This window comes from Neoaquamicrobium sediminum (assembly GCF_013240295.1).
Taxonomy (GTDB): domain Bacteria; phylum Pseudomonadota; class Alphaproteobacteria; order Rhizobiales; family Rhizobiaceae; genus Aerobium; species Aerobium sediminum.
The window spans coordinates 193,637-216,334 of the sequence record NZ_JABETK010000006.1; the positions used below are offsets into that span (position 1 = coordinate 193,637).

The 22,698-nt window shown below is 61.0% G+C and carries 23 protein-coding genes and 4 pseudogenes; 3 read left to right on the forward strand and 24 right to left on the reverse strand.

Annotated features, from left to right (window positions below):
* Positions 1-147: 147 nt before the first annotated feature.
* The 12 genes from bhcC to HK436_RS29940 form a co-directional block, all read right to left on the reverse strand.
* A complete protein-coding gene (gene bhcC / locus HK436_RS29890; protein WP_173195183.1) occupies positions 148-1,311 on the reverse strand; it encodes a 3-hydroxy-D-aspartate aldolase BhcC in 1,164 nt (387 codons plus the stop codon).
* A gap of 10 nt (positions 1,312-1,321) precedes the next feature.
* Positions 1,322-2,269: a beta-hydroxyaspartate dehydratase BhcB gene (gene bhcB / locus HK436_RS29895; RefSeq protein WP_173195184.1), complete on the reverse strand. Its 948-nt coding sequence runs from the start codon at positions 2,267-2,269 to the stop codon at positions 1,322-1,324.
* A gap of 19 nt (positions 2,270-2,288) precedes the next feature.
* Positions 2,289-2,714 carry a RidA family protein gene (locus HK436_RS29900; protein WP_173195185.1) on the reverse strand — a complete coding sequence of 142 codons (426 nt, stop codon included), beginning with the start codon at positions 2,712-2,714 and terminating at the stop codon, positions 2,289-2,291.
* Positions 2,715-2,770: 56 nt separating this feature from the next.
* Positions 2,771-3,364, reverse strand: a complete 594-nt coding sequence (locus HK436_RS32710) for an NAD(P)/FAD-dependent oxidoreductase (RefSeq protein ID WP_312860811.1) — start codon at positions 3,362-3,364, stop codon at positions 2,771-2,773.
* Positions 3,361-4,074 (reverse strand): NAD(P)/FAD-dependent oxidoreductase, encoded by a 714-nt coding sequence (locus HK436_RS32715; protein WP_280515905.1) that lies wholly within the window; start codon positions 4,072-4,074, stop codon positions 3,361-3,363. The genes HK436_RS32710 and HK436_RS32715 overlap by 4 nt, the downstream gene beginning before the upstream one ends.
* A gap of 74 nt (positions 4,075-4,148) precedes the next feature.
* The gene (locus tag HK436_RS29910; RefSeq protein WP_173195186.1) at positions 4,149-4,496 is read right to left on the reverse strand and encodes a RidA family protein; all 348 of its coding nucleotides are present in this window, start codon (positions 4,494-4,496) and stop codon (positions 4,149-4,151) included.
* A gap of 450 nt (positions 4,497-4,946) precedes the next feature.
* Complete coding sequence (locus HK436_RS29915; RefSeq protein ID WP_173195187.1) at positions 4,947-6,023, reverse strand: ABC transporter substrate-binding protein; 1,077 nt, start codon at positions 6,021-6,023, stop codon at positions 4,947-4,949.
* A 33-nt stretch (positions 6,024-6,056) separates the two neighbouring features.
* Positions 6,057-6,842, reverse strand: a complete 786-nt coding sequence (locus HK436_RS29920; RefSeq protein ID WP_173195188.1) for an ABC transporter permease — start codon at positions 6,840-6,842, stop codon at positions 6,057-6,059.
* Positions 6,842-7,642 (reverse strand): ABC transporter ATP-binding protein, encoded by an 801-nt coding sequence (locus tag HK436_RS29925; protein WP_173195189.1) that lies wholly within the window; start codon positions 7,640-7,642, stop codon positions 6,842-6,844. The genes HK436_RS29920 and HK436_RS29925 overlap by 1 nt, the downstream gene beginning before the upstream one ends.
* A 126-nt stretch (positions 7,643-7,768) precedes the next feature.
* Positions 7,769-8,845 carry a 1-aminocyclopropane-1-carboxylate deaminase/D-cysteine desulfhydrase gene (locus HK436_RS29930; RefSeq protein ID WP_173195190.1) on the reverse strand — a complete coding sequence of 359 codons (1,077 nt, stop codon included), beginning with the start codon at positions 8,843-8,845 and terminating at the stop codon, positions 7,769-7,771.
* 395 nt (positions 8,846-9,240) lie between these two features.
* A complete protein-coding gene (locus tag HK436_RS29935) occupies positions 9,241-9,975 on the reverse strand; it encodes a pyridoxal phosphate-dependent aminotransferase (protein WP_173195191.1) in 735 nt (244 codons plus the stop codon).
* On the reverse strand, positions 9,972-10,316 hold the full coding sequence (locus HK436_RS29940; RefSeq protein WP_173195192.1) for a hypothetical protein: 345 nt from the start codon (positions 10,314-10,316) through the stop codon (positions 9,972-9,974). The genes HK436_RS29935 and HK436_RS29940 overlap by 4 nt, the downstream gene beginning before the upstream one ends.
* Positions 10,317-10,614: 298 nt before the next feature.
* Between HK436_RS29940 and HK436_RS29945 the strand changes: the two are divergent.
* Positions 10,615-10,794, forward strand: a pseudogene (locus tag HK436_RS29945) (IS30 family transposase); the annotation flags it as partial.
* Here HK436_RS29945 and HK436_RS29950 read toward each other — a convergent pair.
* From HK436_RS29950 to HK436_RS30000, 11 genes and pseudogenes are all read right to left on the reverse strand, one after another.
* Positions 10,754-11,227, reverse strand: a complete 474-nt coding sequence (locus tag HK436_RS29950; protein WP_206680665.1) for a VOC family protein — start codon at positions 11,225-11,227, stop codon at positions 10,754-10,756. The pseudogene HK436_RS29945 and the gene HK436_RS29950 overlap by 41 nt on opposite strands.
* A gap of 56 nt (positions 11,228-11,283) precedes the next feature.
* Positions 11,284-12,401: pseudogene (locus HK436_RS29955) on the reverse strand (flavin monoamine oxidase family protein).
* A gap of 16 nt (positions 12,402-12,417) precedes the next feature.
* Positions 12,418-13,095, reverse strand: a pseudogene (locus HK436_RS29960) (cupin domain-containing protein).
* Entirely contained in the window at positions 13,079-14,122 is a 1,044-nt protein-coding gene (locus tag HK436_RS29965) for an alcohol dehydrogenase (RefSeq protein WP_173195193.1), read from the reverse strand. The pseudogene HK436_RS29960 and the gene HK436_RS29965 overlap by 17 nt, the downstream one beginning before the upstream one ends.
* A 151-nt stretch (positions 14,123-14,273) precedes the next feature.
* Entirely contained in the window at positions 14,274-14,555 is a 282-nt protein-coding gene (locus HK436_RS29970) for a hypothetical protein (protein WP_173195194.1), read from the reverse strand.
* A gap of 211 nt (positions 14,556-14,766) precedes the next feature.
* A complete protein-coding gene (gcvA, locus tag HK436_RS29975; protein WP_173195195.1) occupies positions 14,767-15,675 on the reverse strand; it encodes a transcriptional regulator GcvA in 909 nt (302 codons plus the stop codon).
* 134 nt (positions 15,676-15,809) lie between these two features.
* Positions 15,810-16,157, reverse strand: a complete 348-nt coding sequence (locus tag HK436_RS29980) for a carboxymuconolactone decarboxylase family protein (protein WP_173195196.1) — start codon at positions 16,155-16,157, stop codon at positions 15,810-15,812.
* Positions 16,158-16,178: 21 nt separating this feature from the next.
* Positions 16,179-16,759 (reverse strand): annotated as a pseudogene (locus HK436_RS29985) (peroxidase-related enzyme).
* 22 nt (positions 16,760-16,781) lie between these two features.
* Complete coding sequence (gene acuI, locus HK436_RS29990) at positions 16,782-17,768, reverse strand: acrylyl-CoA reductase (NADPH) (protein WP_173195197.1); 987 nt, start codon at positions 17,766-17,768, stop codon at positions 16,782-16,784.
* Positions 17,769-17,772: 4 nt separating this feature from the next.
* Positions 17,773-18,429: an acrylate utilization transcriptional regulator AcuR gene (acuR, locus tag HK436_RS29995; protein WP_173195198.1), complete on the reverse strand. Its 657-nt coding sequence runs from the start codon at positions 18,427-18,429 to the stop codon at positions 17,773-17,775.
* A 122-nt stretch (positions 18,430-18,551) separates the two neighbouring features.
* Positions 18,552-19,097 carry an Lrp/AsnC family transcriptional regulator gene (locus HK436_RS30000; protein WP_376769233.1) on the reverse strand — a complete coding sequence of 182 codons (546 nt, stop codon included), beginning with the start codon at positions 19,095-19,097 and terminating at the stop codon, positions 18,552-18,554.
* Between the two features lie 43 nt (positions 19,098-19,140).
* Here HK436_RS30000 and HK436_RS30005 point away from each other — a divergent pair, with 43 nt between their 5' ends.
* Positions 19,141-20,352 (forward strand): diaminopropionate ammonia-lyase, encoded by a 1,212-nt coding sequence (locus tag HK436_RS30005; RefSeq protein ID WP_173195199.1) that lies wholly within the window; start codon positions 19,141-19,143, stop codon positions 20,350-20,352.
* Positions 20,349-21,599, forward strand: coding sequence for a Zn-dependent hydrolase (locus HK436_RS30010; RefSeq protein WP_173195200.1), 1,251 nt, complete (start codon positions 20,349-20,351; stop codon positions 21,597-21,599). Before HK436_RS30005 ends, HK436_RS30010 begins: the two co-directional genes overlap by 4 nt.
* Positions 21,600-21,892: 293 nt before the next feature.
* On the opposite strand, the gene dsbG is transcribed toward HK436_RS30010, so the two are convergent.
* The gene (gene dsbG / locus HK436_RS30015; RefSeq protein ID WP_173195201.1) at positions 21,893-22,651 is read right to left on the reverse strand and encodes a thiol:disulfide interchange protein DsbG; all 759 of its coding nucleotides are present in this window, start codon (positions 22,649-22,651) and stop codon (positions 21,893-21,895) included.
* Positions 22,652-22,698 lie beyond the last annotated feature (47 nt).

Here is a 22,698-nt window from a genome sequence, read left to right on the forward strand (position 1 = left end):
CGCTTGTACCCTTTCGAGCCTCTCTCCTGGCGCGGCGGAAGAGAGGGAAGATGCTCGCTGCCACCTTCTCCGAGCGCACGGTGCCCGTCTCTAACTCTCACGATTCTGCCGCGCGTCAGAGAGATCGGTGAACGCTTGGTACCGGCTTCAATAGGCCTTTCCACGGGCGGAAACAGGCCATACTGTTTCGACTTTGCCGTTGCGCACGCCGACATACCAGTCGTGGATATTGCAGGTCGGATCGCAATGGCCCGGTACCAGACGGAGCTTGTCGTTGATCTTAAGGGCGCCGTCCGCATCCTCGATCACGCCGTGCTCGTCGCTGCATTTGATGTATTTCACGTCGTCTCGTCCGTAGATAAACGGCAATCCGCTATCAACGGATTGTGCCTTCAGGCCAGCATCGCAGATTGCTCGGTCGGCTTTGGCATGGCTCATGACGCTCGTCAGGATGAACAGGGCATTTTCCCATTCGCCCTTGTCAATACGCTTCCCGTCCTGATCGAGAATGCGTCCATAGTCGGCGTCCATGAAAGCGTAGGAGCCGCATTGCAGTTCGTTGTAAACGCCGGAATTGGCCTCGAAATAGTACGAGCCCGTCCCACCGCCGGAAACCAGTCCAGGCTTGAGCCCGGCTGCGTCCAACGCCTCCACGGCGTCCTTGACGATGGCAATGGCGATGTCGAGCTTTTCCCGGCGGGCCGCATAACTGTCGATGTGCTGCATCGCGCCCTGGTAAGCCTGGATACCCGCGAATGACAGACCGGGCGCTGCCTCGGCGGCCTGAGCGATTTTCACAACGGCTTCGCTCGAGGTCACGCCGCAGCGGCCTGCGCCGCAATCGATTTCGACAAAGATGTCGAGCTGGGTGCCGTGCTTCTGGGTTGCCTCGGACAATTCGGCGATATTGGCAAGGTCGTCGACACAAACGATGATGCGCGAACCGAGCGCCGGCAGGCGGGCGAGCCGGTCGATCTTGGCGGGATCGCGCACCTGGTTCGACACCAGAACGTCCTTGATGCCGCCATGGACAAAGACTTCGGCTTCGCTGACCTTCTGGCAGCACACGCCAACGGATCCGCCGAGCTTCTCCTGCAACTTCTGCACGTCGACTGACTTATGCATCTTGCCGTGGCTGCGATGGCGCATGCCGTGAGCCTTTGCATAGTCGCCCATCTTCTTGATATTGCGCTCCAGAGCATCCAGATCGAGAATCAGACAAGGTGTCTGGATCTGGGATTCATCCATGCCTGGAACGGCCGGCACGTCAAAGCCAACGTCGAGCTGATTTAGCTGGGTCATAGCGTTCATGTCTTTCTCCTTAATTCCAGGGCAGCTTGTCGAGATCGACATTGCCGCCGGTGACGATCACGCCGACGCGTTTTCCGGCGAACACTTCGGGGCTCTTCAGGATGGCGGCCAGCGGCACGGCGCTTGACGGCTCCATCACCAGTTTCATGCGCTTCCAGATTAGCTTCATAGCGCCGACGATCTCGTCTTCCGACGCAGTGAGGATGTCGGTGACGTTATTCTTGACGAAGTGCCAGGTAAGGTCCTTCAGGGGAACCTTCAGACCGTCGGCCACCGTCTGAGGCGCATCGTCGGCAATGATGTGACCGGCTTTGAAACTACGGAAGGCGTCATCCGCCTGTTCTGGTTCGGCCGCGTAAATTTTCACGTGCGGCGCGAGCGTCGACAGTGCGAGGCAACTTCCCGAAACCATGCCGCCACCACCGATCGGCGCAACGATAGCATCAAGCTCTGCTACCTGGCTAACCAGCTCGGCGGCGCAGGTTGCCTGGCCGGCGATCACTCGGGGGTCGTTATAAGGATGCACAAACTCCGCACCCGTCTGTGCGACAACTTCAGCGAACACGGCTTCGCGGGAGGAAGTAGATGGCTCGCATTCGACAACGCGCCCGCCGTAGCCTTTCACTGCGTCCTTTTTCGCCTGCGGTGCCGTATGCGGCATGACAACGGTACAGGGGATTCTTCGCCGGCCCGCGGCGTAGGACAGGCAGGTACCGTGATTTCCCGATGAGTGGGTCGCAACACCCCGCCCCGCTTCATCATCGCTCAGGCCGAATACGGCGTTCGACGCGCCGCGTGCCTTGAAGGCTCCGGCTTTTTGAAAGTTCTCGCACTTGAAGAATAACTGTGCCCCGGCGAGCTCGTTGATGAACGTCGATGACATGACCGGGGTACGGTGGATGTGGGGCCGGATCCGGGCCTCTGCGGCTTCGACGTCCGAAAATTCGGGGATTTTCATACGGTGATCTTTCTGTCAATCAGCTGGCAGCTCTGGCGGGGCCTGCGGCGCTGTCAGGCGAATCCAGGGCAATGGCATCGAGTTCGATGAGGTGGCCGTCGTGAAGTGCCGGCACGGGGACAACTGACCGGGCGGGGCGGGCATCACCGAATGCCTCCGCGTAGGCCTTGTTGAAAATAGCCCAGTGCTCTGCGCCGACGATATAGGCTGTAACGCGCAAGACGTGCGATGGCTTTGCACCGGCGGCGTCGAGTACGGCGAGAAGATTGTGCAGCGCGATCCGCGCCTGTTCTTCGAACGGGTTGCCGTCCTGTCCGTGCATTTTCTCAGGTTCAAGAGGAAGCTGACCCGAGACATAGATGAAGCCGGCGGCCCGTATCGCTTGGCTATAATGCCCAAGCGGTCTCGGGGCGCTGTTTGTCGAAATTCGCTCTACGATCGTCATATGCTCCCCGCAGGGTTGAGTGCGCATTGGTGAGGCACCGGCTTGTGGGAAGGACACTAGGCAAACGGGGCAGTCACACCGTAGGAGTGAGCTTCGCTGCCCGAAAAGCGGCCGGGTGCAAAAGGCGTGATATCGATCGACGTCTTCTTGCCGGAGAGAAGCTCGGAAACGATGGTCGCGGTCATTGGCGCGCCCGTCATCCCGAGATGGCCATGACCGAACGCATAAACTACGTCAGGTGTGCGGTGCGCGAACCCGATCACTGGCAGTGAATCGGGGACACTTGGTCGAAAGCCCATCCACTTGGTGTAGCGATCTTCTGAGCCCAACGGCCCGAGACCGGGGAGGAGGCTTTGGATCTGGGTGTAGAGAATATGTGCCCGCTTCCAGTTCGGCGCGGCTGCGAGGCCGGCGAACTCGACCGTGCCGGCCACGCGCAGGCCCATTTCCATTGGCGTGGCGATGAATTTGCCCGTTGCGTCGGTGGTTGGAATCCGCGGCGTCACTTCCGGATGCTTGATGACGATGTGATAACCGCGTTCGGTGTCGAGCGGCACATGATCGCCCAGCGAGGCCGCAAGTGATCTCGAGTGCGCGCCGGTTGCAACGACTGCGGCGTCGACGACGATAGAGCCGTTGGTGGTCTCTATACTTTTAGGGAATTGCCGTCGGTTTCGAAACCGGTGACCCTCGCCGGCACATAGTCTCCTCCGTTCGCGATGATCTTGCGGAACAGGTGAACGACGAGCTCCCGGGGATTGACGGTGTGGCCGTTCTCTTCGACGAGAATGGCCTTGGTGATGCGGGGCGAGAGGTTCGGATCAAAATCCCGCAGGGCCGCTGCATCCAGGACCTGTGTCTTGACGCCGTTGAGACGTCGCAGCTCCCAGCCACCGCGATCCTTCTCAAATTCCGGCTCCGTCCGGTAGACCGTGAGGTGGCCTTCGTGCCGGATCAGGTGGCCGGCCCCGGCTTCATCTGCCAGCGAGCTTATCAGCGGCACCGTGCTTTTCAGGAGACTGCGCAATGCCCTTGCTTGTCCTTTCACCTTTTCCGGCCGCCCGGCGAGAAGGAATTGCACGAGCCATGGCGCAATTCTCGGCAGGTAGCTGAGCCGAATCGAGAGCGGCCCCATCGGATCGAGCAGCCACTTCGGCAGGCTGGACATCATTCCAGGCATGGACATCGGCACGATCGAGGATGCATTGAAGCATCCGGCATTGCCGAACGACGCACCGTCTCCAGGTGGATTCGGGTCGATGATTGTGACTTTGAAGCCCTCGCGCTGCAGCATCAACGCGGTGCACACACCCACGATGCCTGCGCCGGCGACCCCGACGGTTTTGCGGTCCTTATTCATATGGTTCTCCTGCGGAACCGGGCATACCGTTGCCCGGTCGCTGATCGCGGCAAATCCAGGTTGAAGTCCCGGCTTTAGCGGGCCGCAGTCACCACAATTTCGATCAGAACATCCTTGCCCAGATCGGATACCCCGATGGTCGCGCGTGCAGGCAAGTCCTGCGGGTCAAGCCAAGAGGTCCAGGCTTCATTCATCTCTGCCTTCAGGCCCATGTCTGTGATGAATATGGTCGCGGAAATGAGCTTGCTCTTGTCGCTCCCTGCCCCGGCGAGAAGCGTGTCGAGCTTGGTGCAAATTTGCCGCGTCTGAGCCCCCATTGACGCGCCGTTCAGATCGTCGGCGAGCACGCCGCCAACATGGAGAATGCCATTGGACTCAACAATCCGGTGCATGATCGGAGTTTGTTCGTAGCGGACGATCATCGACCTCATTCCTGATTTCTAGCAGCCGGCCTCGCAACTGACGCCGGCCCCGGCAGTTCAATCGGGCGTCCTCGTCGCTCGGCGACGCCTGATCTTGGCTATAATATTTGCAGTCTGGATTGCGTAGTCAAATGCCAATTAGAGGCATCGCCATAACCGTTTATTATAGGAGAGATCCCCCGGCAGCGGATGGTTCGAATGTGTGCCCGTTCGGTTGAAACTAGATGGGTCACGTGAATGGCGCACGACGCTGAGCAAAGCCGCTGGCAGCAACTGCTTCAGCGGGCGATGCGTCAATCAGCGCCACAAGAGAGGAGGCGCTGATCTCGAATTATGGCTTGGCCAAAAAGGAGGCCGCCACCGTAGGGTGACGGCCGATGATCCTCGGGAGAGTTCGGTCTTTTGCGACGCGGATAGCTCACCGGGGTCCCTGGTGAGTGTTATTGGCCCTCAGGGCTTGAAGTTCTTAGCGGCGTCTTCGACAGCGGCGATATCAAAGTCGTTGGCCAAATCAACCGGGCCGTTCGTGTAGGTTGTTTCCGGATCGAGACCGGGCGCAATCTGCCCTGCCTTTGTGACGAAATCGGTTGTGAACGCCACCTTCTCCGGCGGGAAATATCCAAACTTCGGGACCGGTAGATTGCGATATTCGTAGTCAGGCATGATTGCCTTGAGGATTGCGATATCCACGGCACGCGCTTTATCGCTGCGAGCGGCTACGTCGGGCCAGTTCTTATAGCACAGGTCCAATGCGGCTTCCGGATTCGCCGCCGCGAAAACCATCCCTTTGGCGATCGCCCGGTTGTACTTCGCAATCGTCTCGGGCTTCTTCTCCAGAAGGTCGTTGCTGACCAGGAGGCCGCCGTCGAGCAGATTCTGGTAATTCGGAAAAACGTCGCGGATGATATTGAGCTTCAGTCCCTGCCCTTGGATAATCGCGTAAGCCGAGTTCCAAAGGTAGAGGCCTTGCACCTGGTTGCTTGACAGCGCCGTACTGGCCTGCGCTCCCACGCCCACCGCCACAAAACCTACGTCCTTGTCAGGAACGAGCCCGGCTGCTTTTACCATCGCCACAGCTTCCGGGAACCGTCCTGACGCGAGGCTCGATACCCCGATCAGCTTGCCGGAAATGTCTTTCGCTTCCTTGATGGGGCCATCTGCCAGAACGGCAAGTCCGCTCGCATAGCGGGGCGACGAGTTACAGTACATTCGGATCGATGCCCCTTTCTGGATCGCGCCGAATATCGGGGCTGTATTTGCCTGGCCCAGATTTGCCCCTCCGCCCACCACCAGCTGGACGACAGCCGACGAGCCGGCGGTAAACTGGATTTCGACATCCAGACCTTCTTCGGCAAAGTAGCCCATCTGATTGGGCACCGCATACCGCCACAACTCATCGTGAACGCCTGGTGTCGGTTGACCGGCGGCATAGATCAGTTTGCGCTTGCCTCCCGATTGGGCATGAGCGCGGGAAACAAATGGCGCCGCCAGCATGGCGCCGCAGAACAGTCGTCGATTAATGCTCATTCCACCCTCTCCTATTTACTTGTTGACCTTCACTCAGACGTAGTCCTGGCCGCGCGCAGTCGATCCCCAGAAGACAACCTTCCGCTGGATCAAAGCCATGAGGAGGTGGAGGGCGTAGCCGGTGACGCCCAGTGTGACGAGCACGGCAAAGACCGTTGCGATGTCCATTCGGAAGTTCGCGACGATCAGCAGGTTGCCGATCCCGGCCTGCGCACCGATAAATTCGCCGACGACCGCGCCAAGCAGCGAAAAGACAATTCCGACGTTCAATCCGGCGAATATGAAAGGCAGCGCCGTTGGAAACTTGACGACCCAGAAAACCTGCCAGCGCGATCCGCGCATGGCGCGGACCATGTCAATGCGATCGCGGTCTGTGCCCCAGATGCCCTCGATTGTGTTAATGAGGATCGGAAAGACGGCAATGGTTACCGCGATGACGATTTTGCTCGTCATGCCGAAGCCGAACCAGAGAACCAGCAGGGGAGCTATCGCAATCTTTGGTACTGTCTGGAAGGCAATCAGGTATGGGTAAACGGCCCTCTTGAACCAGTCCACTTCGGCGATAATTGCACCGAGGCCAATTCCAAGCGCTGCCGCGATGGCAAATCCCACGGCTGTCTCAAACAGCGTCACACCAAGGTTGTAAAGCAGAGCGCCATGCACCGTCTCCTGCCACAACGCCAAAGCGATCTGGGAGGGTGGCGGTACCAAAAGGGCCGATACGTTCCAGAAATCGCATATAAGCTCCCAACTTGCGACGAAGATAACGAACGCTGCAGGAGTACAGAGATCGATCCAAGACCAGCGACGTGCGCGCATCAGTCTACGCCTCCTTTTGCATTGAGCAGCGAGCGGATGTGGTTCGCGTAAACGCCGAATTTGTCCGACCCCATGTCGTCCAGCGATCTGGGCCGCGGGAGGTCGATCCGCAAATCCTCCACGATCCGCCCCGGGCGATCGCTCATGACCAGCACGCGATCTGCCAGGAACACGGCTTCGCCGATCGAGTGGGTAATCAGGAAGATTGTCTTTTTGCTCTCCATCCAGATGCGCTGCAGCTCGGCATTCATGCGCTCCCGCGTCATCGCATCGAGGGCGCCAAATGGCTCGTCCATCAGCAAAATGGCGGGGTCGTGGATAAGGCCGCGGCAGATGGCCGCGCGCTGCTTCATGCCGCCGGACAGCTCATTGGGGTATCGTTCCTCAAACCCCGAGAGGCCGCTTATTCGGCCAAGCAGATCGCTGGCCCGTTCTTTGTAGTGTGCAACGTCGAGCTTCTGGATGCGTACCGGCAGCATGACGTTTTCAACAATCGTCAGCCACGGGAGAAGAACGGAATCCTGGAAGACGACACCGACATCGCTCCGAGGTCCTGTTATCGGCTCGCCATGGAGGAATAGGTCACCGCCGCTGCGCGGCAGGAGCCCGGCGAATATCTTTAGGAGCGTACTTTTCCCGCAACCGCTGGGTCCGACGACTGCAACGAACTCTCCGTCACCGATCTGGAACGAAGTGTCTGTAAGAGCGAGAACGGTATCACCGGCTTGCGTGTGATAAGACTTATGTAATCCCCGTACATCAAGTATGGGACCACGCGCTTGCGCCGGTGAACTCCTCATTTCCAAACAGGCTCCTCCCGCGCTGAGCGGACCACCAGAAAATCGGCTATCAATTCGTCTGCCTACGTTACCTCACAGCTCCATATATCAGCACCTCGCGTCGTTGTTCTTGCGACGATCACGCCGTTATTCGACGAGCTGACCTGTAATCCTCGAATCCTCGAAAAGATTGTTGGTGTCGCCCGTGTGTACGAAGACAACTTTGCTTCCGGGCGCAATTCTTCCTTCGTGGATATGGCTGAGCAGGCCGGCAAAGCCCTTCGCCGTGTAAACCGGCCCAAGAAAGATACCGTCTAGGGACGCCAGTTCCCGGGTCGCAGCGATGCCCTCCGCAGATGGGACCGCGTAGTCGGGACCGATGAAGCGCTGATCGATATCAAACTCGGCGAGGATCTCGTTGGCACTGGGCGGCGGCGCCCGGCCTACCGTCGCAAAAATCTCGCGAACCCGCTCCGCGATGATGTCAGTGTTTACGAAGTTATCGGGACGGTATGAGTTGATGGCAATCGATCTGATCGCGCAGGTATCGTCAGTCAACATCCGCGCCGCCGCAAACGCAGGCAGCACGCTGCCGGTCCCGGTCGTGTGATAAATATAGTCGGGCTTGAAGTTGAGCTCACGGCTCTGGTCCATGATCTCTTTGTAAGTGAGCACGTGCGCTGGGAAGCTTGAGGGATGAGTGGCGCCGGCCGGCGCAAAGAGGACTTTATGTCCCAGCGCCTCGAGTTCCGCGGCCTTCTTCTCCACGGCGGGGTAGAGGGTATCTTTCCAGATCTTTTCCTGTGGTTGGTCGGGCTCGCGCGGGAACAGATAAGTTTCGACACCTAGAATCTTATCGAGTAGTAGATTGGCTCGCCAGCTGGACGGGTAGCCTTCGCCAATTGAGTCATACAAAAAGAGAATTGGCGTAAGCCCCGCTTGGATCGCGGCCGTGGCCAACTGCCCTGCCGAGTTTGAGAGGTAGGCCCCAACGGTTAGAATATGCGTGACACCGTCACGCAACGCCTCTCCGATGACAAATTCGGCCAACCTGATCTTGCTGCCGCTGAAGGCTGAAGGACCGGAGAGGTCCTCTCTCTTGAGATAGATATCGACACCGTACTTGCGGGAAATATTCTTCGCCTTATGAAATGGCGTTGGATAGAAGCCGATCGGCTCTCGCGGCAATCTCCGCACGATTTCTTCAATTTCGTCGAGTGTCATTCTTGATTCTATTCTTCTTGCTACCGAGGAAGTCATACTTTCTCACCTTGTATGCGCGCTTATATTTAGATTGTATTTACACCGCAGACGCGCTTCTATGATTCTTGTGTTCAGACTGTTCCGATCTCAGGCCGCGCATATTCCTTAGTGGCCTGGCCATAGTCTTCTCAGACGTCTCGTGAAGCAAATTGGAATTCGTCATTCACAGTATGAACAATGATCATGGTCGTCGCAGCCGGATAAGCCTTGGCTGACGCGTCATAATTGTCGCCGTAGCATTTAATCGTTGCGATTATCGTGATGATGAGAACGATCAAGCGCGATCGATCCGGCTGCGATGCCTGGCCGACGGTAATCCGGAGAGAAAAGGTATTCCTCAGGATCTCACGTGGCGGTCAAGCTTGCGATAATTTCAGGAGAAGCTGGTCGTTGTCGTCGGTGGAACCGATCGTAACACGGAGCCCAGCCTCGCCTCTCGGCATTCCGATTACACGCACGACAATGCCGGCTTCAGCAAGGCGGCGCGCCAGAGTATCCGCTTCGGCCGGTTGCATGACGGCCATGACGAAATTTGCGCCGGTCGTGAGAACGCGGTAGCCTTTTTGGGCGAGAGCATCACCAACACGCGTACGCTCTACCTCAATGACCGAGAGCGATTCCGATACGAACCCTGGCTCGTCAAGAGCCGCGATCGCCCCTGCCATCCCGATCACGTTAGTAGTGAAGTTCGGACGTGCCGCGCGATATGCGGCTGCGAGCTGGGCAGATGAAGCGATGCCATACCCCACCCTCGCTCCCGCCAGCCCATACGCCTTCGAAAAAGTGCGCGTGGAGATCCACGGTTGCAGGCGCGTTCGAATAATTGCGAGATAATCTGGCGCGCCGGCACGCATTCCAAATTCGAAATAGGCTTCATCCAAATAAAGCACCACATGTGCTGGGAGCTCATTCACCAATCGAACAAAATGTTCCTCGGAAAGGATGTGGCCGGTAGGATTATGGGGAGAGGTTACGTAGAGGAGTTTAGTCTTCGTCGTCACTTTCCGAAGCATCGCATCGATATCTAACGAGCCATCAGGGTTGACATCGACTTCAACAAGTTTCGCGCCTTGAAGGCGACTGGTCTTCACGTGGCCGACAAAAGTCGGACGGGGTACGACGACTTCGAGTCCTGATCAAGGAAGAGCGTTGCGGAGATGGCGATCAACTCATTGGTTCCGCCGGCGACAACGAGATTTTCGACGGGCACCTGCAGCTTGGCGGCGATCTTGCCAAGCAGCGCCACCGCAGAATTTTCTGGATATCGGTGCGCGCGCCGCGCGGCCTCACCCATTGCCTCTGCCACCGCCTTTGCAGGCGGGAAGGGCCCCTCGTTCAGATCTAGCCTGATCAGACCGGGCGCTTCCGGAAATTCTTCGTGCTGTAGCGCACGGCCGTCGATACGGACTGCAAGGTAGCCATCTAGTTTCATCGCAATCCCGCCTGCGTTGCAGCAGGCGTGGCATGCTGACGAGCAAGCCACCGCCACGCAGTTAGATGCTCCACTGGGAACGATTGTGAGGCAAGTTAAAAGTCGTCATAGTGAACATGAAGCTCACTCATGGAAAGAGCCTTGTGGCTGGTCAGGCTGAGGCGGCTAGACATGAAACCGAACCGGAATTGCTTGCCGACTGCTGACTCAGAAATGCTGCGGCGTTCCACATGGTGCGTCTTCGCCTTCCAGCTGCCACATCGCGCGCTCGGCTGCTCGCAGCCTGAAGCTTGTGGCCATTCGCCAATACTTTCCGAAGGGCACCGATCTCAGCCAGCACGGCATCGAGGCACTGAACGCTGTTGCACATGCTCTGAACACGAGGCCACGCAAGACACTCGAATGGCGAACACCCGCGGAAGCACTCGACCGGCTACTCAAACACGATATGATCGAAAGTGTTGCGACGACCGGTTGAATCCGCCCATGGCGAAAGCCAGCGTGAAGGCAACGCCTATATCGCTTCCGTCCGGTCGCCGTCCCTTGCGCTCGAAGAAGAACGGGATCGAACCGGCCGATGCCCTTTGACGCGAACGAAGCGGCGTCGGCCTTGGCGTCCGCGCTATCGAGCACGAACATGGCGCAACCTTCCCGCTTGTCGAGATAGTCCCGAACGAAGGCGCCGAAACTGAAATGCTCCAGGCCGTGCGGGGGATCGCATCGGGATCGTCGCCGACGGTGATCAGTTCCAGAAACGACATCTCGAACTGGATCAGCAGGTTCTCGGTTCCCCAAGGATGACGGTTGCGCTGCCCCACCTGAAAGCCGAGCCGCCTGTAGAAATCGGCGGCCGCGTCGAGATCGCGGACGGCAAGGACGAGGTGGTCAATACGGTGGTTGGAAACTGGCAATTCATCTCTCGTCGGGCTGGCCCACCTGATGCTGCCAGCTACCGCCGGCCCTGGCACTATCCGCGCGACATCTCGGCGGGAACGGCCGCCAGCCGTTTCGCCACGACATCGGCGGCACGCCGCGATGCCTCGACCGCGCCGGCCAGATAGCCCGCCTCACGCGGGCTGGTCTCGCTGCCCGCGAGCGTCAACCTCTCCTGCCAAGGTCCCGGCGTCCATTCTCCGCCACTACCGTCCGGATGACCGGCCGAGAACAAGTCATGTGTCGTCGCGGTCAGCGGATCGGCCGCCCAATCCTTGTACAGCGTCGCGCGCGGATGCGCGGCCTCCGGTCCGAAGATGCGGGCGAGTTGCTCCACGCAGGCCGCGAGCAGTTCATCCTGGCCGAGGCGCGCCCGCTGCTGCGCACCGATGCCGACGAAGCCGAACAAGGCCGCGCGGCCCGAAGCCGTCGTGGCGTCGTGGATCTCGACCAGCGGGCCGACCATGCTCTGCGCCGTGCCCGACAATCCGGCTTCGCGCCAGAACGGCCGGTCGTAGATCGCGAACACCTTGGCGTGTGGCGCCATCCATGTCGGGGTGTCCTGCCAGCGGCGTAGGGTCTGTGGCTCTGGCGCGGGATCGAACTGCACCGCCGCCGCAAGGATGCGCGGCGGCGCGGCGGCTATGACCTGAGTCGCACGCACGGTCTCCCGGCGACCGTCGGTGCGGTGAACCGACAGTTCGACGCCGTTTCCTGTTAGCCGCATCCTCGCGACACGCGCCTCGAAGTGAAGGCTCCCGGCCGGCAAATCGCGCATGAGGGCGCGGATCAGGGCGGCGGTGCCGCCGGCCAGCCGCATCGACTGCGGTTCCTGGCGCATGCCGGGAAAACGGTGCGGCGCCTCGCGCGACATGCGCTCGAACACCACGTCGCCCTCGCTGTGCTGGCCGAACGCCGGAAGGTCGAGTTCGGCGACAAGATCGCCGGCTGCATGCCCGGCCAGAACCATGACGGGCCGAGGTCGAATCCGTCCTCGTCGGGGTTTCCGGTCTCGCCAGCGGTCAGGATGCGGCCGCCCGGCCGATCCCGGGCCTCGAACAGCATGAAGACGGTGCCGGAACGATGTAACAGGCGCGCGGCGTTCAGACCGGCCAGGCCCGCGCCGAGGATGGCGACCTGTGCGTCCGTCATTTCAGGTCTCCGGCGATCATTCGGGCATCTGCAGGATGTCGATGTGCTGGAGCGGCGCGTCCTTGAACCAGATCAGCGCGCCCCCGGCCCGACCTTTGCCGTGAGCGTCTGCCCTGCCGGAAGCCGGCCCCAGCTCTGCGCCGCCAGCTCCGCCTTTGACGCTCGCACGACCCGACAGCAGGATGAACTCCAGGCCGCGCTGGTTCTCGACCGTTACCGTCGCATCTGAGCGCCAGTCCTCGATCGCCACCCGTTCGGCGCCGTCATCGAACAGAGTGCGCGCGGCGATCGCACCGTCGCGCAAGGAGGCCGGCGCGCCTTCGCCGGGCTGGCGCACGATCTGGGTCTGGTCACCGTCGCGGAATTGCCAGAGACGCACGAAGATCGTGCAGCCCTCGGCCGCAGCCGGCTCGTGCGAGGTGCCGGGCGGATTGCGGAAATAGCTGCCGGCCGGATAGTCGCCGTGCTCGTCCTGAAACGTCCCTTCCAGCACGAGGATTTCCTCTCCGCCGCTATGGACATGGCGCGGAAAGGCGCTGCCCGGCGCGTAACGCACGATCGAGGTGGCGCGCGCGACTTCATCCCCTTCACGGTAAAGCATCCGCCGATCCACGCCGGCGGCCGGGCTCTTCACCCAATCGAGCTTCGCCGCATGGACGATGACGGGCTTCGACAGGTCATGATTGATACGCATCGGTTCTTCCTTTCATGGTCAGGACCATCCGGAACTTGACGTCGCCGGATCGCATCCGCTGGTAGGCATCCACCGCCCGCTCCAGCGGCATCGTCTCGATCCTCGGGCGCACATCGGTCAGCACGCTGAAGTCCAGCGTGCGCTCATTCTCGTAAGGCGAGCCCGTGATCGAGCCGATCACCCCGCGCTCGCCGCCGATCAACGGCCCCGTCGCCACCGGCAGCGGGTCCTTGCCGACGCCGAGAAGAACCATGCGGCCCTCAGGGGCGAGGCCCGGCATCAGGGCGGCGACCGGCGCGGTATGAACCGGCGTCGACAGGATCGCCTTCGCGCCGCCGAGCGCCTTCAGCGCCTCGGCTGCATCCTCGTGCTGCGTGTCGATGTAGTGATGCGCCCCAAGGGCGAGCGCATCGGCGGCAATGTCCTGCCCGCGACCGATGGCTATAACGCGGAACCCCATCTTGCGTGCATATTGCACGGCCATATGGCCGAGCCCGCCAATGCCGAGAACGGCGACGGTATCGCCCGCCTCGGCTCCCGACTTCTTCAGCGCGTTGAAGGTGGCGATGCCCGCGCAGAGGATCGGCGCGGCCTCTTCCGACGACAATTCCTCGGGGATCGAGACCAGCCCGGTCGCGCGGGCGATCATCATCTCGGCGTAACCGCCGTCGCAGCTCGCCCCGACGATAGGCTGATTGGGGCACAGGTGGAAACGGCCGGCGCGGCATTGCGGACATTCGAGGCAATGTCCGCCCTTGCGGCCGACGCCCACCCGCTGCCCGATCCCCCAGATCGCGGGCACGTTCTCCCCGATGGCGACGATGCGGCCGACCACCTCATGCCCGGGAACGCGCGGCGGCTGCAACGCGGGGTCGGCGTTCTCGATGTCGCTGGCGTCAGCCCCGCAGATGCCGCACGCTTCGACCGCGATCAACACCTCGCCATTCCCAGGCTTGGGCGTCTCGCGTTCAACGAGGTCGAGGACGCCCGGCGCCGTCACCTGCATCGCTCGGTATGTCTGCGTCATCCCTGGCTCTCCCATTCTCGCGATAGCTCCCGAAACCTGTCTCCCCGGCAGTCCGAAAGCCGGCGCATGGAACCCAAATGTACCAATAGACGGCGGGAGGATCGGCACGCCGAATCCTCCCGAACACGTCCCCCGGACGGGTCAGCGACGCTTACGCAACGTCGTAAATGCGGATTTCCGGATTGGCGGCGAGAAGCGGCTTCAACCCCGTGACGACATCATCGTTGAACAGCGAGCTTTCCAGATAGGCTTTGGCGCTCGCAACGCTGTCGAAGCCATGCAGGACCTGAACGTCTTCGTCGCGGATCAGCAATTCCTTCGACTTCGCCCCGGTGATCTGGTCAAGGAACGGCGCCTTGTATTTCGTGTAGATACCCGCGGCATCGGCACGGTTCTCAGGCGTGATCTGGAGCGTGATTTGCAGGTAGGCCATGGAAATCATCCCTTGCAATTTTTGACTGGGGTGCGCGCCGCCCCTGGGAGGGGATGCCTGCCGCTACGAGGGCTTCGGGCAAGCCCCTGACGATCCAATGCGGATCATGCGAAGGACAACGGCTCCTGTGCGGGACATTGGCCGCCCCTGACCCGTTCCACAAATGGGAAGTTCTTCACCGGCGACAAAGAAAACCTTTGTCGCCGCCGTTTCAGACCTGCGCTGCTTCCTCAAACAGCCAGTTCCGAAAGGCTTCGGATCGGGAAAGCGACGAGCACTCCGACCGATAGACCACGTAGTATGAGAGCGCCGACGGCACGCGAATCTCCGGGAAAAGCCTGACCAGCCGGCCTGCGGCAACATCGTCACGCGCCATGATGCTGCGCGCCAGCGCGATACCCTGGCCGTCGATCGCCGCCTGAAGCACGGCCGCCGAGTTATTGATGCGCATGCCGCGTTGCGTCGTGACGTCGGCGCCGGCCTTTCTCAGCCACATATCCCAGGTCGTAAAACCCGCGCCGGGTTCAACGGACATATCATGGATGAGTGTGTACCGGGTCAGATCGGCGGGCGCGGCGACTTGAAGGGCGGCATGCAGCGCCGGGGAGCACACCGGGAAGACCTCTTCGTCCATCAGCTTTTCGGCGGTAAGGCCCGGCCAGTTGCCGCCACCGTAGCGAACGCCGACATCGATGCCCTGGGCCGCATAGTCGACGAGTTTCAGGCTGGTATCGAGCCGCACGTCGATGTAGGGGCATGTCGCCTGGAATCGCTCGATGCGTGGCAGCAGCCATTTGGCGGCGAAGGCGGGGCTGACGGTCACGGTCAGAACGCCGCTCGCCCTGGCCTCCTTGAGACGTTCCACGCCAAGCGTCAGGCGATCGAAGCCGGCGCGAATCTCTGGCAAGGCGCGCTCCGCCACATCCGTCGGCACCAGACGCGCCTGACCGGACTGGCTGCGATGAAACAGCGGAGCCCCCAACCATTCCTCAAGTCCTCGCACGAGCTGGCCCACGGCGGCGGCGGTCACGTTCAGCTCCCCGGCCGCGCCTGAGAAGCTGCCGTGACGGGCACTGGCCTCGAAGGCGCGCAATGCGTTGAGATGGGTCGGCGACTTCATGGCGACAAAGATTTTCTTCCTAGCTTGAATGCTCGTGCAGTCAACCCGGGGTCCCGAGCCGATTCAAGCGGCGAGGCCCAATTTTTCATATCGCCTGCTTACTGGCCGGGTGTTTTACCGCCGTGATTGCCTGATTACGGCTTCGGCTCAAACTGGTTGAAGGCCTCAAGCGCTCGGAACGAAAAAGCATAAGATGCACCGGCATTGAGGGCGATGGCAGTACCGAGAGCATCGGCCAGTTCGGCCTCGGACACGCCGGCTGCGCGGGCGGCACTGGCATGGGCTGCTATACAGCTTTCGCACCGTGTCGTGACGGCAACCGCCAGCGCAATCAATTCCCGGGTCTTCGCGTCAAGTGCCCCGTTGCCGTTTTGACCCGCGGCGAGCGCCTGGAACCCGGCAACCATCTTGGGATTTGCCTTCGCAAGGGCAGCCCCCGCCGAGCGGCCATTGCCCAGAAGCTCTTTCCAGTTCTCGATCATTGTCTTTTGTCTCCAGTTCACTCAACGCCCAAGTGCGTAGAATTCGTCGTTGGGTCGCATGCTGGTGACATTGGCGAGCCGGTTCGACAGGCCGAAGAAGGCCGAGATCGCGGCAATGTCCCAGGCGTCCTCTTCTGTGAAGCCGTGTGAGTTCAAAGTTTGAAGATCGCTGTCGCCGACTTTGTAGGCTTCGCTCGATACCTTGACCGCGAAGTCGATCATGGCCTTCTGGCTGTCGCTGATGTCGGCCTTGCGATAGTTGACAGCCACCTGATCGGCGATCAGCTTGTTCTTCGCCCGGATGCGCAGGATCGCTCCGTGCGCCACGACGCAATACTGGCACTGGTTGAGATTGCTGGTGGCGACCACGATCATCTCGCGCTCGGCCTTGGTGAGATGAGATTGCCGGGCTTGTCCATCAGCGCGTCGTGATAGGCGAAGAAGGCCCGGAACTCGTCGGGACGGTGCGCGAGAACGAGGAAGACGTTCGGGACGAAGCCGGATTTTTCCTGAACGGCCTCGACGCGCTCGCGGATATCGTCGGGCATCTCGGCAAGCGCCGGAACGGGAAAACGGCTGACGGGCGGTTGAGCGGTGGTCATACGGAAGCTCCTGTGAGGATGGTCAGTTGGCGGAGATCGGAACGATGATGCGGCCGCGAACCGCTCCGGCGATCAGCTGTTCGGCGGCGGTAACGACGTCGTCGAGCGCAACGCGCTGCGTCATGGATGAGAGCAATGCGGGGTCGAGGTCGCTGGCCAGCCGCCGCCACGCCTCGATCCGTTCGGGCTTCGGGCACATCACGCTGTCGATGCCCGCCAGCGTGACCCCGCGCAGAATGAAAGGAGCGACGGTGGCCGGAAAGCCCATGCCGCCGGCCAGCCCGCAGGCCGCGACGACGCCCCGGTATGTCATGGCGGCGCAGACATTGGCGAGCACCTGTCCGCCCGCCACGTCGATGGCTCCCGCCCACTGCTCTTTGGCGAGCGGCTTGCCCGGCGCGCTGTAATCACCACGATCGACGATGCGCGATGCGCCGAGCGATTTCAGGTAATCGGCCTCGGCGGGTCGCCCGGTCATGGCGACGACGGTGTAGCCGAGCTTCGCAAGGATTGCGACGGCCACGCTGCCGACGCCGCCCGCCGCTCCGGTCACGAGAACCTCGCCACTCTCCGGCGTGACGCCGTGCTTTTCGAGCGCCATCACACACAACATGGACGTATAGCCGGCCGTGCCGATGCTCATCGCCTGTTCCGGACTGAAGGCGGGATCGAGCGGGATCAGCCAGTCGCCCTTGAGCCGGGCATATTCGGCAAGACCGCCCCAATGGACCTCGCCCACACCCCAGCCGTTCAGCACGACCTGATCGCCTGCGCGGAACTCGGGATGATCGGACTGCTCGACGACCCCGGCAAGGTCGATGCCCGGCACCATCGGGAACTTGCGGACCACCGGCGCCTTGCCGGTGATCGCCAGCGCATCCTTGTAGTTCAGCGTCGAGCACTGGACGCGCACGTTCACATCGCCCTCGGGCAGTCGATCCTTACCGATGTCGGTCAGCGCGACATGCTGCCCCGCCTCGTCCTTGGAGATCATGATCGCCTTGAACATAAGATCACCCGTCGATTGTGTCGGGCCGTGTCCCGAGCAGTTTGAAAAAGCCGTCCGAGAAGGCATCGAGCGCATCCGCGTTCCGTTCGAGCTTGGCGCGCAGGACCGCGCCTTCCCAGCCGATCCAGAAGAATGAGGCCAGTTGCTCGCAATCGGCCTCTCGGGGAATCTGCCCGGCCGCTTGCGCCGCGCGTAGGCACTTTTCCGTCCGCGCCTCCCAATCCGCGAACACGGCCGCAATCCGCTGCCGGAACCGTTCGGGCAGCACGCCCATCTCCTGACCGAGATTGCCGACAAGGCAGCCGCGCCGGAAATGATGGCGCGCCATGCCCTCGCGGGCGTCCGCCACGAAATCCTCGAGCCGCTGCAACGGCGGCCGCTCCGATGCCTCGAGCCAGCGGTCGAGCTTGCGCGCGAAATAGTCCGCATAGGCGTCGATCAGCGCGAGGCCGAAATCGTCCTTGCTGTCGAAGTAGTGGTAGAAGGAGCCCTTTGGCACCGAGGCCGCCGACAGCATTTCCTCGATCCCGACGGCACTGAAGCCCTTCTCCGTCAGGATCGCGACGCCAGTGCGCAAAAGCTGGCTACGCGCCGATCCAGGCAAAGAGGGATCCTTGCGAGGACGGCCGCGCTTGCGCACAACGGTTGCGGATTCGGACATGGATATTTATTAGACCAAATGTCTCTTTAAATCAAGCCTGTCGTTGCGGCGCCGGGCGAAGCTTTGCCGAGGGCTTCTCACTCTGACCGAATTCCGTCGACGCTATGTCTGCGCGCCTTGACTCAGCTTTCGGTCGTGACGCTCAGTCCGACCTTCACGCGATCCATGGCGACGAAAGTCCTGAAGCGCCTGACGTTATTGTTGCCGAAGAAAAGCCGTCGCGTCAGAGCCTCGTAGTCAGTCATCGCTGGCACTACGATGACGAGGATGAAATCGGCTTCCCCGGTAACATAGTAGCATTGCTGAACTTCAGGTGCGGACGCAAAAGCCCGCTTCGCCGCCTCGATCTGCTCTGCCGTTTCACTGATGACCTCCACCTCCGCGAAGATGGTGACGGACTGGCCGACGGCTGTGGGATCAACGACCGCCACATTGGCCTGGATCACGCCGTCTTCCGTCATGCGCTTGATCCGGCGCTGGACGGCGGGCGCGGAAAGGTTGACCCTCTCGCCGATCGTCCGTTGCGACGTATTATTGTCCCGCTGAAGGATGGCCAGGATCTTCCGATCGAACGCGTCCAGTTGCTGAGCCCGAACCGGCTTGCGCAATCCCTGCCTCCGGTGAAACAAACTTGCAAATGATGGACGAGAATTCAGCGCCAATTTCATCGCGATGGCAATATTATTCAACTATCTGGAGAACGAGGCCATCATGTTTCTGCTCAGTCAGCATTCCGACTACAGGAAACCACTCGATCCGGTCGATGCCGAGACACTTGGCATGGCGGCCGCCGGTGAGGTCGAGCGCTTTCTTACGTTCCGCCAAAATCACGCTGAGACGCCGCTCGTATCGCTGCCTCGACTGGCGGCGCAGATTGGCGTGGGCGCCATCCATATTAAGGACGAAGGCCATCGTCTCGGGCTCGGGAGCTTCAAGGCGCTGGGCGGCGCCTATGCGGTAATCCGGCTGCTTCTCGAAGAGGCGGAAAGGAAGCGCGGCCGTATTGTCGATATCAGCGAACTTCATTCGCCCGAGATCCGGCAGGTCGCGCAAACCATGACGGTAGCTTGCGCGACGGATGGCAATCACGGTCGTTCTGTCGCACAAGGCGCGGAACTGGTCGGCGCCGGAGCTGCCGTCTTCGTTCACGAGGGCGTCAGCGAGGAGCGCATCGCAGCCATTGCCCGGTTCGGAGCGCGGATGATCCGTGTGGCGGGCTCCTATGACGATTCCGTCCGCGAGGCTTCAAGGGTCGCCGAAGAGAACGGCTGGACGATCGTTTCGGACACGTCCTGGCCGGGATACGAGCGCGTCCCGGGCCTGGTCATGCAGGGCTATATTGCTCTCGTTCGCGAAGCGTTGCGGCAAATGCCGGAGCCGCCGACGCACGTGTTCGTCCAGTCAGGCGTCGGCGGAATTGCAGCGGCTGTGGCCGGTCACCTCGCTATCGAGCTTGGCGAACACCGTCCTATCTTCACAGTCGTCGATCCGGCGCGCGCCGCTTGCATCTTCGAGACGGCCCGCGCCGGACATCCAGTGACAGTTCCCCAGGGCGAACCAACGGTAATGGCGATGCTCGAGTGTTACGAGCCTTCGCTGGTTGCCTGGCGCATCCTGTCGCGTGCCGCCGACGCCTTCATGACCGTCGATGAGGATGACGCGGTCTCCGTCATGAGGCAGCTTGCCAATCCGGTTGGCGATGATCCGGCTATCGTCGCTGGCGAAAGCGGCGGCGTTGGTCTGGCGGGGTTGATAAGGGCAATTTCCGAGCCCGTTCTGAAATCGGCGCTGGGCATAGGGGCGGATTCGCGCATCTTCCTGATCAATACGGAAGGGGCGACCGATCCATACAAGTACGAACAGATCGTTGGCGCATCACCGACGGCAGTCGCGGCAAAGAATTGGCCGGAGGCCGAGATATGAGCAAACAGACGATTAACGCCGCGCGCCTGCTCGGACGTCTACGTACCCTCGGTTCCATCGGCCTTGATGACGAGGGGCGGCTCGTGCGTCTGGCGGCTTCCGACACTGACAGGCTCGGCCGTGACCAGTTCGTCGCATGGCTCAAGCAAGCAGGGCTTCAGGTGGCCATCGACCGGATCGGCAATGTCTTCGGGATATGGGCTCCCGAGGCTGTTGCGGACCGGCAACCGCTCATGCTCGGCTCTCATATCGATACCGTGATCAATGCCGGTATCTACGATGGGTGCTATGGTGTGCTTTCCGGGCTTGAAGTGATCGAGACGCTGAAGGAGGAGGGTTTTCAGCCCTCTCGACCCATCGTCGTCGCAGCCTTCACCAATGAGGAGGGCGTTCGCTATGCCCCCGACATGATGGGATCGCTGGTCTATGCAGGCGGGCTTGACGCTGAGGCGGCTCTCGCCACGGTCGGCACAGATGGCACGATAATCGGCGACGAATTGCAACGGATCGGCTATGCAGGCCCTTACGCCCCGGGCTTCCTGACGCCGCATGCCTATATTGAACTGCATATAGAGCAGGGACCAGTTCTGGAGCGGGAGCGTGTTCCTATCGGCGCGGTCGAGAATTTGCAAGGTATTTCCTGGCAGAGAGTGACCATTGGCGGCGACGCCAATCATGCCGGCACGACGCCCATATCGATGCGGCAGGACGCCGGTCACGCCGCAGCACGGGTGATCACCTTCCTGCGCGAGCGAGCAAAGGCCTCGAACACGCCGACTGTAGCTACGGTAGGCTGCATCAGCTTCGAGCCAAATGCAATCAACGTCATCCCCTCTCGCGCCATCTTCACCGTCGACCTTCGCGACCCCTTCGAAGAGCGGTTGAAAGATGAGGAGGAGGCACTCTCCACCTTCCTCGAAAGGGTCGCGGCGGAAGAACGAGTGACTGTACAGATCGAACGTCTTGCCCGCTTCGAACCTGTTCAGTTTGACAGGACGATCGTGGAACTCGTTGAGAGCGCGGCGCGGGATCGCGGACTTACTTCGCAGCGCATGACGTCCGGAGCCGGTCACGACGCGCAGATGATCGCCAGGATCGCGCCCGCCGCGATGATTTTCGTGCCGAGCATTGGCGGCATAAGCCACAATCCGCGCGAGCACACGCTGGATGCTGATCTGCTTGCGGGCGCCAACATCCTGCTCGATGTCGTAACCCGGCTCGCGCAACGCGCCGATGAAAGCCCTTAGCCGTTGGCGGCAGGTGAGGCTGCATTCCTTGTAGACGGGCAAATTGCCCGCCCTATCCGGAGGAATGGAATGTCTCAGTCTTCACTAACATTCTAACCCATGCCAGCGCGAATGGGCGATGCTCAACGCCCTCGCTACGGTATGAAACGGCTCATTCTTCTTCAACGGCGTGGCCGTTCAGGAACTGCCCGTCTTTCATGGTTGTCGTGTCGCGTTTGGCTTTCGAGCGAGTTTCTGTCGAACGAGCCGCAAGCGCGCTTACTCTTGTGCCTGAAGAGACCCAAACAACGAGCTTAGGTCATCCCCCTCGGCACGCCGCTTTTGTAGGTCAGCTTGCCGTCGCTGTTTTGTGCGACGAGCCCCGGCGTTCCGCCGAAACCCAAACGCCGCATCAGTTCGACATTGGCGGTGAGCTTGGCGCTCGTCTCAGCCGAGATCGAGGCGGCAGGCTCAATCCCTCCCGCCGCATGGTTCATCTCGTTTTGCGTCAAGGCTGCTTGCGGGTCGGCCGATTCAAGGATGGCAGCGGCCTTGGCGGGTGAATCCTCGCGGATGACCCCGACCATAACGTGCCGAAGCTGCACCTTGCCGGCCTCAACCCATGGCCGCGCCGAACGCCACAGCTCATGGCAGAACGGGCAGTTGGCATCGGTAAACACGTAAACCACACGCTGCGCGTTCGCATCTCCGTCCTGGACCCAGGCCGACTTCTCAAGGCTGGCCCAGGATTGCTGATCCATCGGCGCGCTGACCAGCCGCTGCAACTCAGCATCGGCGACCGAGGTGCCCTTGGCGTCGATCAGCGTGCCGACCAGAGCGTAGTTCGCGTCGGGCATGATATAGACCGCCAGCGCCTGCGTTCCCATGCTGGCGGCGTATGCTTTCAATCCGCCCGGAACCTCCATCGGACTATGAATAGAGAGGCCCTGGTTCTTGAGCGATTGCAGGATCGCTTCGTCATTGGCGACCGCATCCGACGACGTTGCGTCGCCACTGTCGTTGCAGGCCGAAAGCGCCGTTGCACATGCAAGGGCAAGGAGGAGCTTCTTCATATTGATCGAACCATTCGAGGCGTTCGTGTCGGTCTTGAAGGCTCTCC